General features: G+C 71.8%; 9 protein-coding genes and 1 pseudogene. 5 read left to right on the top strand and 5 right to left on the bottom strand.

The annotated features are described in order from the left end of the window. Positions 1–327: 327 nt before the first annotated feature. On the top strand, positions 328–1,284 hold the full coding sequence (locus AB6L24_RS11280; RefSeq protein ID WP_405654712.1) for an ABC transporter substrate-binding protein: 957 nt from the start codon (positions 328–330) through the stop codon (positions 1,282–1,284). 105 nt (positions 1,285–1,389) lie between these two features. On the opposite strand, the gene AB6L24_RS11275 is transcribed toward AB6L24_RS11280, so the two are convergent. Beyond that, entirely contained in the window at positions 1,390–2,655 is a 1,266-nt protein-coding gene (locus AB6L24_RS11275) for a DUF5685 family protein (RefSeq protein ID WP_405654710.1), read from the bottom strand. 321 nt (positions 2,656–2,976) lie between these two features. Between AB6L24_RS11275 and AB6L24_RS11270 the strand changes: the two genes are divergently transcribed. Then, a complete protein-coding gene (locus AB6L24_RS11270) occupies positions 2,977–3,423 on the top strand; it encodes a cell division protein SepF (RefSeq protein ID WP_405654708.1) in 447 nt (148 codons plus the stop codon). Positions 3,424–3,473: 50 nt separating this feature from the next. Here AB6L24_RS11270 and AB6L24_RS11265 read toward each other — a convergent pair whose 3' ends face one another. After that, positions 3,474–4,676 carry an acyl-CoA dehydrogenase family protein gene (locus AB6L24_RS11265; RefSeq protein ID WP_405654706.1) on the bottom strand — a complete coding sequence of 401 codons (1,203 nt, stop codon included), beginning with the start codon at positions 4,674–4,676 and terminating at the stop codon, positions 3,474–3,476. Between the two features lie 461 nt (positions 4,677–5,137). Beyond that, positions 5,138–6,757: an MFS transporter gene (locus AB6L24_RS11260; protein ID WP_405654703.1), complete on the bottom strand. Its 1,620-nt coding sequence runs from the start codon at positions 6,755–6,757 to the stop codon at positions 5,138–5,140. Between the two features lie 259 nt (positions 6,758–7,016). Between AB6L24_RS11260 and AB6L24_RS11255 the strand changes: the two genes are divergently transcribed. Together AB6L24_RS11255 and AB6L24_RS11250 are read left to right on the top strand one after the other, a co-directional pair. Continuing rightward, the gene (locus AB6L24_RS11255) at positions 7,017–8,192 is read left to right on the top strand and encodes a hypothetical protein (protein ID WP_405654701.1); all 1,176 of its coding nucleotides are present in this window, start codon (positions 7,017–7,019) and stop codon (positions 8,190–8,192) included. A gap of 306 nt (positions 8,193–8,498) precedes the next feature. Further along, positions 8,499–9,514, top strand: a pseudogene (locus AB6L24_RS11250) (phosphatase PAP2 family protein). A gap of 162 nt (positions 9,515–9,676) precedes the next feature. Here AB6L24_RS11250 and AB6L24_RS11245 read toward each other — a convergent pair. Further along, positions 9,677–9,892, bottom strand: coding sequence for an I78 family peptidase inhibitor (locus AB6L24_RS11245; RefSeq protein ID WP_380852280.1), 216 nt, complete (start codon positions 9,890–9,892; stop codon positions 9,677–9,679). A 526-nt stretch (positions 9,893–10,418) separates the two neighbouring features. On the opposite strand from AB6L24_RS11245, the gene ctaD reads away from it, so the two are divergent. Next, a complete protein-coding gene (gene ctaD, locus AB6L24_RS11240; protein ID WP_405654699.1) occupies positions 10,419–12,107 on the top strand; it encodes a cytochrome c oxidase subunit I in 1,689 nt (562 codons plus the stop codon). A gap of 16 nt (positions 12,108–12,123) precedes the next feature. Here the strand turns inward: ctaD and AB6L24_RS11235 are convergent, their stop codons facing one another. Continuing rightward, entirely contained in the window at positions 12,124–12,990 is an 867-nt protein-coding gene (locus tag AB6L24_RS11235) for a hypothetical protein (RefSeq protein WP_405654697.1), read from the bottom strand. Positions 12,991–13,057 lie beyond the last annotated feature (67 nt).

The following is a 13,057-nucleotide window of genomic DNA, read 5'->3' as shown; positions in this document are numbered from 1 at the left end:
CACAGCAGTGGCTGGTCAGGCGCTCCCACATCGACTTCGGTCGCGTGTGGTCCGCGTCTTGTTGATGCACTTCTGAGCCGACCTGCCCCGCCCGCGCGCCCGGCCCATCGCCCCGCGCGTTCCACCATGCGGACAGCTGTCTCGGCTTTCTCCGAACTCCCGCGCGCTTTCGCGCCGTTGCTTCGCCTTCACACGCGTACCTCCACGCGCCCCTCCCCTCGCACGACCCGTACGTCATCACACGCACCGCGTCACGCCCTGCCTCACTTCACCTCACCTCACCCACGCGCCGCGCCACACCGCACCGGAGCCGGAGACCACCACGTCATGCGCACACCCCTGCCCTCCCGCCGCCTCACCACGGCCTTCGCCCTGCTCACCGCCGCCACCCTGACGCTCACGGCGTGCGGCTCCGGCGACTCCACGACCGCGGGCGGCGCCGCCCCCGCGGGCAGGAGCGGCAAGCTCCCGACGACGGACGTGGTGTCGTCCGTCGCCAAGAACGACAAGGCGGCCCGGCTGCTCCCGGCGGACGTGCGCGACCGCGGCACCCTCAGGATCGCCACCAGCGTCGGCGGCACCCCGCCGGGCTCGGCCTATCTGCCGGACGGCAGGACCGTCGTGGGCCAGGACATCGACTTCGCGAACGCCGTCGCCAAGGTCCTCGGCCTGCGCCTGAAACGCGAGACCGCGAGCTTCGAGGCGATCCTGCCGGCCCTGGACAGCGGCAAGTACGACCTCGGGACGGGCAACTTCGGCGTCACCGACGAACGCCGCAGGACCATCGACTTCGTCACGTACATCAACGACGGCCAGGGCTTCGCCGTCCGCGAGGACAGCAAGCTGAAGAAGATCACCGACTTCGCCCAGCTGTGCGGCCTGAACGTCGCGACCGGCGCGGGCACCACCTTCGAGGTGACCCTGGAGGACAACAAGCACGTCTGCGCCGACGCGGGCAAGAAGCCGTACAGCGTGAAGACCTACACCGAGCCCGGCGCGATCTGGCCCTCGCTCCAGCAGGGGCGCAGCGACGTGGTGATGTCGACGATCAACGGCCTGCGGTACGCGGTGCGGCAGCAGGAGGGCCTGAAGTTCCTGGGCGAGTTCCACCGCCTGGACGTGGGCTTCGCCTTCAAGAAGGGCACGAAGCTGGCGCCCGCGTTCCAGGCGGCGGTCAACCGGCTCATCGAGGACGGGACGTACGACCGCATCCTGAAGAAGTGGGGCACGCGGGCGTCGGCGATCGACGAGTCCCGGATCTCACCGCCGGAGATCAAGGACTGACGGTACGTCACGTGCAGGCGCCCGCACGTGACGGTACGTCACCGGCGGGTGGCCGCACGGGCCACCCGCCCGGGAGGCCCGCCGGGCCCCCGGGCGGTCCCCGTCTCAGTCACAGCACGAGCAGCAGTCACAGCAATCGCAGTCGCAGTCCCGGCAGGCGCCCTCGCGCTTCTTGCGGGACCACGGGCCCTCGTACTCCTTGGCGCAGCACAGCTGGCAGGTGCAGCACAGCCCGATCGCGACGGCGCACCCGGCCCAGAACCCGCGCCGCGGCTTCGGCGGCTCGCCGCCGGACCAGTCGCCGCTCCCGCCGTAGTTGCCGCCTCCGTAGTTGCCGCTCCCGTAGTCCCCGCCGCCGTACGAGTCGCCCCGGTGGTTCCCGGCCCCGTGGTTCGACCCGTCCCCGTAGGAACCCGAACCGCCGGACCCGTACGACCCCGAGCCGTAGGACCCGTCGTAGGCCGTCACCTCGTGCCCGGGCGCCCCGCTCACCTCGTGCGGCGCGTGCCCGCACGAGGTGGTGCCGAACGCCCGGGCCACCGAGCGCTCCAGTTCGTGCACGAGCAGGAAGTGGGCGAGCTTGGCGTCGGTGAAGCGCACCTCGGCGAGGGCGAGCCTGATGCCGTGCAGCGCGTCGTCGGCGAGCCGCCGGGCCTCGGCGCGGGAGGTGCCGAGGGCCGTGATCGGGTTCCAGGCGCCCGCCTCGGCGTCCGCCACCCGGTCCTCGACGGCGTCCAGGAGGTGCGCGAGCCTGCCGAAGAGGCGTCCTGCCTCGGCCAGCGGCTCCGCGTTGCCCGGGCGTCCGGCGAGGACGGCGGTGTGCGCGAAGGCGGCGGCGGTCGCGGTCTCGGTCGGCTCGGTGACCGTGAGCAGGGAGGTGCCGGGGCCCGCCAAGGCCTCGATGCCCTCCTGCCGTTCGACGGCGTCGAGCAGGACCGCCGTGTCGAAGCCCACGTCGGCGCCGGTGCTCGCGCCCTCGCGGCCCCACTTGCCGGCGACGCGCCGGGCCGCGGCGGCCACCGGCCTGCGCGCCAACAGGCCGTCACCGTCGACGACGTGGTCGCGGACCTTCGCGGACGCCAGCACGAGCGAGACGGCCGCGGCGAGCCGGGCGCCCTCGCCCCGGGCGACGGACGCGGTGCGCATGCCGCGCAGCGGACAGGGGCCCGCGGTGCGCCGCCGACCGGAGGCCCGCTCGGCCTGAGCCTCCGTCAGAACCGAGATGATGAGCCCGTCGTAGTTGGTCACGACGCGCGCGAACTGCCCGTGGTCACCGCGCAGCGCGAGGCAGAGCCCGCACAGATGCGCCATCCACTGGGTCTTCAGCCCCTCCCCGAGACGGTGGCTGCACGGCCTGACGATTCCGAACAAGGCGACTCCCCCGTGAGCCCGATGAGTCCGATGGATCCGCTGGACACGCGAACTCCGGCATCGTATCGACCCGTCCGCGCACCTGCCGTTCACCCGTACGCACCGCGCGTCACCCATACGCCGCGAAGAATCATATTTCACTCACTGTCAGCAGCCGTACACGGCAAGACCCTTGAAGAATCCCGCGCGTCGCCGTATTGACTGTGTGCCAGTACCGTCACGAAAACCCCGCGCGGCGACTATCCCCTTGGCGCACCATCCGCATCATGGACGACCATAGGGGTGCGGAACGCAAGCAGACCGCTGCGAGAGGAGGCGTCCATGGGATCGGTGCGCAAGGCGAGTGCCTGGCTTGGCCTCGTCGACGACAACAACGACGAGCGTTACTACGACGGATACGAAGACGACGGGGCCGACGGCCCCGAGGCGGCCGAGGCCTGGGTCACGGACCCGCGGGTCAAGGTCGCGTCGGACGTGGCCGAGGACAAGGGCCACAGGATCGGCACGGTCACGCCGGACAGCTTCCGCGACGCCCGCGCCATCGGTGAGATGTTCCGGGACGGCGTGCCCGTCATCGTGAACCTCACGTCGATGGAGCCCGGCGACGCCAAGCGTGTCGTCGACTTCGCGGCCGGGCTCATCTTCGGCCTGCGCGGCTCCATCGACCGGGTCGCGCACCGGGTCTTCCTGCTGACCCCCGCCGACACGGAGATCGTCAGCGGCGAGGCCACGGCCCAGCGGACCGACGGCTTCTTCAACCAGAGCTGAGGCAAGGCCGCTCGCCGTGCCCGTGCCCCGCCGCCGCGCGCACCGCGCGCTCAGCGGAAGGCGTCGAGCCCGGTGAGCGCCTTGCCGAGGACCAGCTGGTGCATCTCGACGGTGCCCTCGTAGGTGAGCACCGACTCGAGGTTCGTGGCGTGCCGCATCACGGGGTACTCGAGCGAGATGCCGTTGGCGCCGAGGATCGTGCGCGACGTGCGGCAGATCTCGATCGCCTCTCGTACGTTGTTGAGCTTGCCGAAGCTGACCTGCTCGGGCCGCAGCCGCCCGGCGTCCATGCGGCGCCCGAGGTGGTGCGCGAGCAGGATGCCCTTGTGCAGCTCGACCGCCATGTCGGCGAGCTTGGCCTGGGTGAGCTGGAAGCCGCCGATCGGCCTGCCGAACTGCTCCCGGGTCCTCGAGTAGTCCACGGCCGCCTCGAAACAGGCGCGGGCCGCTCCCATCGCGCCCCAGACGATGCCGTAGCGCGCGTGCGACAGACAGCTGAGCGGGCCCTTCAGGCCGGTGACGCCGGGCAGCACCGCGTCCGCCGGGAGCCGCACCTCGTCCAGGACCAGCTCGCTGGTGACGCTGGCGCGCAGCGACCACTTGTGCCTGATCTCCGGTGCGGTGAAGCCCGGAGTGTCCGTGGGGACGGCGAAGCCCCTGATCCCGTCGTCCGTCTGCGCCCAGACCACGGCGACGCCCGCGACCGATCCGTTCGTGATCCACATCTTGCGCCCGGTCAGGACCCAGTCCGTCCCGTCCCGCTTCGCGTACGTCCGCATGGCCGCCGGGTCCGAGCCGTGGTCGGGCTCGGTGAGGCCGAAGCAGCCGATGGTCTCGCCCGCCGCCATGCCCGGCAGCCAGCGCTCCTTCTGCTCCTCGGAGCCGAACTTCCAGATCGCGTACATCGCGAGGGAGCCCTGCACGGACACCAGCGACCTGATCCCCGAGTCCGCCGCCTCCAGCTCCAGGCAGGCGAGGCCGTACTGCACGGCGCTCGCGCCCGCGCAGCCGTAGCCCGTCAGCGACATCCCCAGCGCCCCGATCGACCCCAGCTCCCGGGCCAGCTCCCTGATCCCCGGCAGCTCGCCGCTCTCGTACCACTCCGCGATGTGCGGCAGCACGCGGTCCGCCGCCCACGACCTGACGGTGTCGCGCACCGCCAGGTCCTCCGCGTCCAGCAGGTCGTCGAGACCCAGGGGGTCGGCCGGGTCGAAGGGGGGCGGTGTGGTGTTGCTGCTGCTTGCGGGCGACATGGGGTGGCCTCCGGCGGGCTTCTTAACTAGCACTGGTAGTCACATCCGACTCGGGTCGACGCTACGGTGCGGCATCCTTCACGTCCAGAGCGGGCCTGGGCCTCGCGGGGGCGCCCCAGTCCCACCCTTTTCCCGAAACCGGGGCTGCGCCCCTGGACCCCGTAGGCGGTCGTCCCGTGCGGGTGGGACAGCCCTCCCCCGCTATCGGCGCTCCGCGCCTCGTCCTCAAACGCCGGACGGGCTGAAAACGACTTCCCCGGGGCGGGCGGGTGGGAAAAGCCCGTCCGGGGCTGAGGGTGCCGGGCTTTCGGGCAGGCCGGTGCAAGTTTGGGCGGGTGGGTGGGAGAAAGCCTGTCCGGCGCTTGAGGACGAGGCGCGGAGCGCCGATACGGGGGTGAGCCACGAGGGGCCGAGGGTGCCGGGCTGTCGGGGAGGCCGGTGCAGGCTCGGGCGGGCAGGCGTCAGCGCAGCGACTTCGCCGCGACCCCCGCACCCTCGCGGGGAACAGGTATCCCCGCCTCCGCCTCCCCGGCAGGGCCCCCGCACTCCATCCCCCGAGGCAGCCGCAAGGCTGCGAGGGCCCCGAGAAGGAGCAACCCCGCGCTGACGAGCAGAGTCACATGGAGCCCGTGCATGAAGGAGTCCCGGGCGGCCACCCGCAGCGCCTCGCCCTGCGCCCCACCGAGCCGATCGGCCACGTCATAGGCCTCCCCGAGGGAATGCCCGGCGGCGGCACTGTCGGCGGCGGGCACCCCCCGCACGGAGGAGAGCCCGGGCGCGTACGCGGCGTTCATGACGCTGCCGAGGAGCGCGATGCCGATCCCCGCACCGAGCTGGTAGGAGGTCTCACCGATGGCCGCGGCCCCGCCGGCCTGGGTCTGCGGGGCCTCGCTGAGCATGGATTCGTAGGCGCCGAAGAGCGTGGTCTCCAGGCCGAAGCCGAGCAGGACGAAGCCGGTGAGGAGCAGCGGGGCGTTGTCGTCGGTGCCCATGGCGGTGAGGGCGGCGACGGCGAGTGCGGTGAGCGCGAAGCCGGAGGCGACCATGGCGCGGGGCCCGAAGCGCTGGAGCATCCGGGACCCGGCGAGCCCCGCGGCCATGGCGGCGATGGTGAGGGGAAGCAGCCGGAGCCCGGTCTCCAGGGGGGAGAGGCCGAGGACGAGCTGGAGGTACTGCGCGGCGATGAGCTCGAGCCCGACGAGGGCGAGCATCGCGAGGACGATGCACCCCACGGACGTACTGAACGCGGGCCGCGTGAACATGGCGAGGTCGACGAGCGGATACGTCCGGCGCCGCTGCCGGCGGACGAAGGAGACGAGGAGCCCGCCGCCGACGAGGAGCGCGAGCAGCGTGGTGGCGCCGAACGGCGACTCCCCGCTGCCGAGCCGCTTGACGCCGAGCACGAGGCCGAAGAGGCCACCGGCGGCCATGAGGGCGCCGACGACGTCCCAGGGTCCGTTGCGGGCGCCGGTCGACTCGGGCAGGAGCCAGCGTCCGACGGGCAGGCTGACGAGCATCAGCGGGATGTTGATGAGGAAGACCGATCCCCACCAGAAGTGTTCGAGGAGGAAGCCGCCGAGCAGCGGGCCGCAGGCGGCGCCGACGGCGGCGACGGCGCTCCAGATGCCGATCGCGAGGGCGCGCTCGCGCCGGTCGGGGAAGACCTGGCGCAGGATCGAGAGCGTCGCGGGCATGATCATCGCGCCGCCGACGCCGAGCAGCGCGCGGGCCGCGATGAGGACGTTCGGGGTGTCGGCGAGCGCGGCGATCGCGGAGGCCACGCCGAAGAGGCCGTAGCCGAGGAGCAGCACGCGGCGGCGGCCGACGCGGTCGCCGAGGGTGCCGAAGAGGATCAGGAGCGAGGCGCAGACCAGCGGATAGATGTCGACGATCCACAGGAGCTCGATCGCGCCGGGCTTGAGGTCCTCGGTGACGGCGGGCACGGCGACGTGCAGGACGGTGGCGTCGACGGCGACGAGCAGCAGGCTGACGCAGAGGACGACGAGCACGACCCAGCGGTTGGCGCCCGCGCCGGGGGGCCGACGGCCGGATGGAGCGGCGGCCGTGGTCGTCCCGGACATGTGCGTACCTCCCAGTGATTCCTCGCGAGTGCGGCCAGTGGGGGGCCGGCGGGACCCTACGGGATCCGGTCGTCCGGCTGTGGCGGCTGTGAACGGCGAGTGGCCGTCAGCGTACGCGAGTCCCCGGCCGGCTCGCGTGGCGGACCTCTCATGGTTGCCGCGCGGGGGTGTGGTGTGCGCCACGTTCGCCCGTGCCGGTGATGTTCGGCTGCCCTCGTGCCGTCACGAGCATGCGGGCGGGGAGCCGATAATCGAGCCCGTGACCGATCTTGATCAGCGCCCCGCCACGGGGCACCGGACCGCCGCCGCGCTGCGCCGGGCGGCGCCCGCGCTCTTTGTGTACGCCGGGGTGCGCGCGCTGGGGCTCGCGGTGCTCGCCGTGTGGGGTGCCGCGGCGGGCAAGAGTCCGCACACCTTGCTCTCCGCCCGCTGGGACTCGCTCTGGTACACCCGTGTCGCCGACTTCGGTTACGGCTGGGAGGTGCGACTGCCGGACGGCAGCGTCCACTCGAACCTGGCGTTCTTCCCGCTGCTGCCCTGGCTGGAGCGGGCCGGGTCGGCGTTCGGCCTGTCGTACGCGGACGCGGGCCTGGTGGTGAGCGCGCTCGCCTCGCTGTGCGCGGCGGGCGGGATCTTCGCGGTCGCGGAACATGTGTACGGCCGCCGGGCCGGGGTGTGCGCGGTGGCGCTGTGGGCGGTGCTGCCGGTCGGCATCGTGCAGTCGATGGCGTACAGCGAGTCGCTGTTCACGGCGCTCGCGGCCTGGTCGCTGTACGCGGTCCTGACCGGGCGCTGGGTGACGGCGGGCCTGCTCGCCTCGCTGGCCGGGCTCACCCGCCCGGTGGGGGCGGCGGTGGTCGCCGCGGTGTGGGCGACGGCGGCCCTGGCGGCGTACCGCAGGAAGCGGGCCGGTGAGCGGCCACTGGTGGCCGGGCGGGACTGGCGAATGCTGCTCGGCGTACTGCTCGCGCCGCTCGGCGCGGCGGGCTACGTCCTGTGGGTGGGGCACCGCACGGGCGACGGCCTGTTCGGCTACCTCGACGTCCAGAAGCAGTGGGGCAACGGCTTCGACGGGGGCTACGCCTTCGCGCGCTTCATCGGCGAGAAGTTCACGTCCCCGGCGGGGGCGCTCGCGGGGATCGGCCTGATCGTCGGCGTCGCTGGTCTGGTCTGGCTGTACGTGAAGGGGGTGCGGCAGCACCAGCCGCCCGCCCTGCTCGTCTACTGCGGGGTCGTCGTCGTGCTCGCGCTGTGCGCGTCCGGCTACTTCGGCTCCAAACCGCGCCTGCTGATGCCCGCCTTCCCGATCCTGCTGCCGCTCGCGGTGGCGCTCGCGCGGCTGCGCACGAGCAGGGTGGCCCTGGTCGTGGGCTCGGTGGCCCTGGTCAGCGCGGTGTACGGGGCCTTCTGGCTGCACGGCTCGGGGCCGCCGTGAGCCCGTCCCCGGCCCGTCGGCGCCCTCCGCTTCCCGCCAAGATCGCCCGCTCAAGATCGTTCCCGGACACGGGCGGTGAGCATCCGGTGATCGGACGGAGAATTCCGCGCCAGGTCCCGGTGAACGAATTCATAAGGCGCCTAAAACCGCGAGCGTAATGATCAACGGATTGGGTAAAGCAGGCATCATTGAATAGGCATTCCGGCCGGAATAAACCGGAGCCTGAGATCAATGCCACATCACATCGTCATCACAAACGCTCTGATTCGACCTAGTAGGGCACTCACTCGCTGTAACGTCGATTGGGTGCGTACCGAACGAAACCTGACCCGTCTGGACCGGCTCTTCGCCCGGCTAGACCGTGAGCCGGAACGACCGGCCCACCTCGATGAGCCGCGGATGAGCCCGCACCGGGTCGTGCTCTTCAGCGCGACGCTGGCCTTCTACGCGGCCATCGTCGTCGCCGTCGTGGCCACGTCCTGGCTCGTGCGGTTCGACTGGCAGGTCATGTTCTTCCGGCCCTACCAGCAGTGGCCCGAGATCCACGGCTTCCTCGACTACTGGGTCGTCCTCGGCCAGCGCGGCCCGACCGCCGTGATGGTCGCGGCCTGGCTGGGCTGGCGCTCCTGGCGGCAGCACACGCTGCGCCCGCTGCTGATGTTCGGCGCCGCGCTGCTCCTGCTCAACGCCACGGTGGGCGCCGCCAAGATCGGCATGGGCCGCCTCGGCCCGCACTACGCCACCGTCATCGGCTCGAACGAGATGTGGCAGGGCGGCGATATATTTCCTTCGGGCCACACCGCCAACGCCGTCGTGACCTGGGGAATCCTGGCCTATCTCGCCTCCACCCCGCGCACCCGCCGCTATCTGTCGGCGCTCTCCGCCGTGGTCTCCCTCAGCGTCGGCCTCACCACCGTCTACCTGGGCACGCACTGGCTCAGCGACGTCCTGCTCGGCTGGGCCGCCGGCCTGCTGATCCTGCTCGCGCTGCCCTGGGTGGAGCCGCTCATCACCCGCGTCGAGGCCTGGATCCTCGGCATCAGGGACGCCTGGGCGCGCCGCGGCGGCCGCCCCGCCACGACCCCGGTGCCCACCCCGGCCCTGGTCCCGCAGCGCACCTCGGGCGCCCCCGGCGCCCCCGGCGACGAGCAGCCCGCCCGCGAGCCCGTCGCGACCGCCGCCCCCGCACCCCCGCCTACCTCGCCCCGGGCCCGCACACCGCCCGCTGCGAGCGCACGCCGGTCACCCCGCAGGGCCCCCGCCGCCCGCCGCACCCCGAGCGGGTGCGCGGCACCTCGGCGAGGCCCCTCGCGGGCGGCTGAGCGCCCCACCGACCGCGGGAAACGGTACGCACAGCTGGATCCCGCACGACGAAGGCCCCGGACACCGCACAGGCGTCCGGGGCCTTCGTCCGTCCCGCCCAGGGGCGTCCTGGGCGGCGTCGGGGCCGTCGTGTTCGGGGGCGTCGGGTCCGGGGCGGCGGCTCAGCCCTTCCAGCAGCGCGTCACCGCGCCGTCCGCGACCTCGAAGTTCAGCCGCCCCGCGAGGTACTCCATGGTGATGAACGCGCCCGGCGGCAGCGACCTGACGGTGGACCAGCCGCGGGCGCGGGCCCGGCGCTCGGCGTCCTCGGCGGCGAGGCCGACGTAGGAGTCCGGGCTGTCCTGGGGCTCGGCGGCGGGTGTCGGTATGGGTGCCATGCCCGTCACGGTAGGCGGCCGGTGCGCCGCGGGGAAGTCCGGCAGGCGTGCACCATGCGTCACCGGTGCCCCTCTGGTCACGCTTCTGTCACAGGATCACGACGCGCGTTTCGCCCGTACTTCGTCACACGTACGAGCGGTTCGTTGCTCTCGAAGGCCGAATTCGGCCTGAACTCCGGGTCGCTCAGGAGCCCGTGAAGAGATCGCCGGAAAACCTCTCGGAACACTGTCGGAAGATCCTCCCCGACGCCTGGCAATGCCTCCGGAAATCCTCTACCGATCCTCCGCATTTCCGATTACCGGGAGCTTCCGGTGAGGTGACGAGGCATGAGGAATTCACGGTTCCAGGGATCCGGTACAGACGGCTCCCGGAGTGCGTCCGTCGCCGGAACGCGGTAGGCGCGCCGGCGCGGCGAGGGCCGTCCGCGGCCGGAAGGCGGGACGCCCTCTGTCGGATCCGGGGGCGCGGCGACATCATGTCGTGTGCTTCGAGCAAGCCCGGGACGCGACAGCGAAGGGGCAAGCGATGGGGACGCAGACGGTGCGGGCGCAGGCGGGGCCGGCGCGGGAGCGGACGCCGGGGCGGATCGTCGTCGACTGGCTGACCACCACCGACCACAAAAAGATCGGGCACCTCTACCTGATCACGTCGTTCGCGTTCTTCCTGATCGCGGGTCTGATGGCCCTGATGATGCGGGCCGAACTCGCCCGCCCCGGCCTGCAGCTGATGTCCAACGAAGAGTTCAACCAGATGTTCACCATGCACGGCACGATCATGCTGCTGCTCTTCGCGACGCCGACGTTCGCGGGCTTCGCCAACGAGATCATGCCGCTGCAGATCGGCTCGCCGGACGTGGCCTTCCCGCGCCTGAACATGCTCTCGTACTGGCTGTTCCTCTTCGGCGGCCTGATGGTGCTCGGCTCGCTCCTCGTGCCGGGCGGACCCGCGGCCTTCGGCTGGTTCGCGTACGCGCCCCTGAACAGCCTGGAGCGGTCCCCCGGCATCGGCGCCGACCTGTGGATCATGGGGCTCGCGCTGTCCGGCTTCGGCACGATCCTCGGCGCGGTGAACTTCCTGACCACCATCATCGGGATGCGCGCGCCCGGGATGACGATGTTCCGGATGCCCATCTTCACCTGGAACGTCCTCTTCACGTCGATCCTGGTGCTGCTCGCGTTCCCGGTGCTCGCGGCCGCCCTGCTCGTCCTGGAGGCCGACCGGCGCTTCCACTCGGTCGTCTTCGACGCCCAGTTCGGGGGTGCGCTGCTGTGGCAGCACCTCTTCTGGTTCTTCGGGCATCCGGAGGTCTACATCATCGCGCTGCCGTTCTTCGGCATCATCACGGAGATCATCCCGGTGTTCAGCAGGAAGCCGGTGTTCGGCTACGTCCCGCTGGTCGGCGCGACGATGGCCATCACCGGGCTCTCGGTGGTCGTGTGGGCGCACCACATGTTCGCGACGGGCGCGGTGCTGCTCCCGTTCTTCTCGTTCATGTCGTTCCTGATCGCGGTGCCGACCGGGGTCAAGTTCTTCAACTGGACGGGGACGATGCTCAAGGGGTCCCTGTCGTTCGAGACGCCGATGCTGTGGTCCGTCGGCTTCCTGGTGTCGTTCCTGTTCGGCGGCCTGACAGGCGTCATCCTGGCCTCGCCGCCGCTGGACTTCCACGTCACCGACTCGTACTTCGTCGTGGCCCACTTCCACTACGTCGTCTTCGGCACCGTCGCGTTCGCGACCTTCGCGGGCTTCTACTTCTGGTGGCCGAAACTCACCGGCAAGATGCTCGACGAACGCCTCGGGAAGATCCACTTCTGGACGCTGTTCGTGGGCTTCCACACGACGTTCCTCGTACAGCACTGGCTGGGCGCGGAGGGCATGCCGCGGCGGTACGCGGACTATCTGGCGGCCGACGGCTTCACGGTGCTCAACACCGTGTCGTCCATCGGCGCCTTCCTGCTCGGCCTGTCCACGCTGCCGTTCCTCTACAACCTCTGGAAGACCGCCAAGTACGGCGAGAAGGTCGAGGTCGACGACCCCTGGGGGTTCGGCCGCTCCCTGGAGTGGGCGACCTCCTGCCCGCCGCCGCGGCACAACTTCGTCACGCTGCCCCGGATCCGCTCGGAGTCCCCGGCGTTCGATCTGCACCATCCCGAGTTCGGGGCGCTGCGGGCGCCGGACGACCAGACCGAGCACCCCGGTCCGGGGCCCGGCTGAACCGGGCCCCGACGCATCAGGCGCCGACCGCCGCCGTCACCCGTACCGCCAGATCGTTGTCGTTCGTGTAGTACGGGCCCACCTCCACCTGGCCGCCCACGCAGTCCACGCGGGTCGCCGGGTAGGTGAAGATCGGCTTCTTGTCGGCCACGTCGTCCAGGAGGCGGGCCAGGCGGATGCGCGGTCCTTCGTCGCCCGCCGGGTGGAGCCACAGGTCCCAGACGCCCTCGGCGTCGGCGAGTTCGGCGTAGGGCAGGGCGAAGCCGAAGTCCGCGGTGCCCGCGGGGGTCACCTCGGCGTGCAGGACCCGGGAGACGTCGCCGCGCAGGACGGCCTCGATGCGGGCGGCGCCGGTCAGCGCGGTGCCGTAGACCCTGCCGTGCCCGGTCAGGCCTGTGCCGTCGATGCACAGCTCGCCGACCTCGGTGTGCGGGGCGCGCAGCCAGGCGCGCACCGACAGGTTGCCCTGCTTGGTGGCGTACGGGATCCGGACCGCGACATGGCCGCGGCTGCCGCTGGGGGCGCGGTCGACCAGCGAGCGCAGGTCGTTCACGCCCGGCACGAGGCGGCGCGGCTCGCCGCCCTCGACCTGCGCGTACGCGTTCCAGCGGCCCTCGGCCAGCTCGACGCTGCTGGGCAGCGCGGCGCGCAGGCTGCCGTCGGCCGCGGGAGCGAGCGGCAGGCGCACCTCGACGGGCGGGTCCGACTCGCGCAGGCGCAGCAGCAGATGGGCGGCGCCCGCCTCACCGGGGTCGGTGACGTCGAAGGTCAGCCCGCCCGCGGAGTCCGCGATGCAGTCGGCACGCGGCGCGAGCGGCTGCGGCTCACCCGTCGTGGTCTCCTCCGAGCCGTCCAGCGTGCCCCGTGTGAACACGGCCGTCATGCCAAGCGCCCCTTCGTCGGTACCGTCCGGCGGGCGTCCCGCACGGCGTACGCGCCGCCGAGCAGGG

It is taken from the genome of Streptomyces sp. RK9 (assembly GCF_045070545.1).
Taxonomy (GTDB): domain Bacteria; phylum Actinomycetota; class Actinomycetes; order Streptomycetales; family Streptomycetaceae; genus Streptomyces; species Streptomyces alboflavus.
Note: the sequence above shows the minus strand (reverse complement) of the source record. Positions and strands in the feature narration are given on the sequence as shown.

Coding starts and splice junctions, on each gene's coding strand:
- AB6L24_RS11280 (WP_405654712.1), top strand. CDS start 328: ATGCGCACACCCCTGCCCTCCCGCCGCCTCACCACGGCCTTCGCCCTG.
- AB6L24_RS11270 (WP_405654708.1), top strand. CDS start 2,977: ATGGGATCGGTGCGCAAGGCGAGTGCCTGGCTTGGCCTCGTCGACGAC.
- AB6L24_RS11265 (WP_405654706.1), bottom strand. CDS start 4,676: ATGTCGCCCGCAAGCAGCAGCAACACCACACCGCCCCCCTTCGACCCG.
- AB6L24_RS11260 (WP_405654703.1), bottom strand. CDS start 6,757: ATGTCCGGGACGACCACGGCCGCCGCTCCATCCGGCCGTCGGCCCCCC.
- AB6L24_RS11245 (WP_380852280.1), bottom strand. CDS start 9,892: ATGGCACCCATACCGACACCCGCCGCCGAGCCCCAGGACAGCCCGGAC.
- ctaD (WP_405654699.1), top strand. CDS start 10,419: ATGGGGACGCAGACGGTGCGGGCGCAGGCGGGGCCGGCGCGGGAGCGG.
- AB6L24_RS11235 (WP_405654697.1), bottom strand. CDS start 12,990: ATGACGGCCGTGTTCACACGGGGCACGCTGGACGGCTCGGAGGAGACC.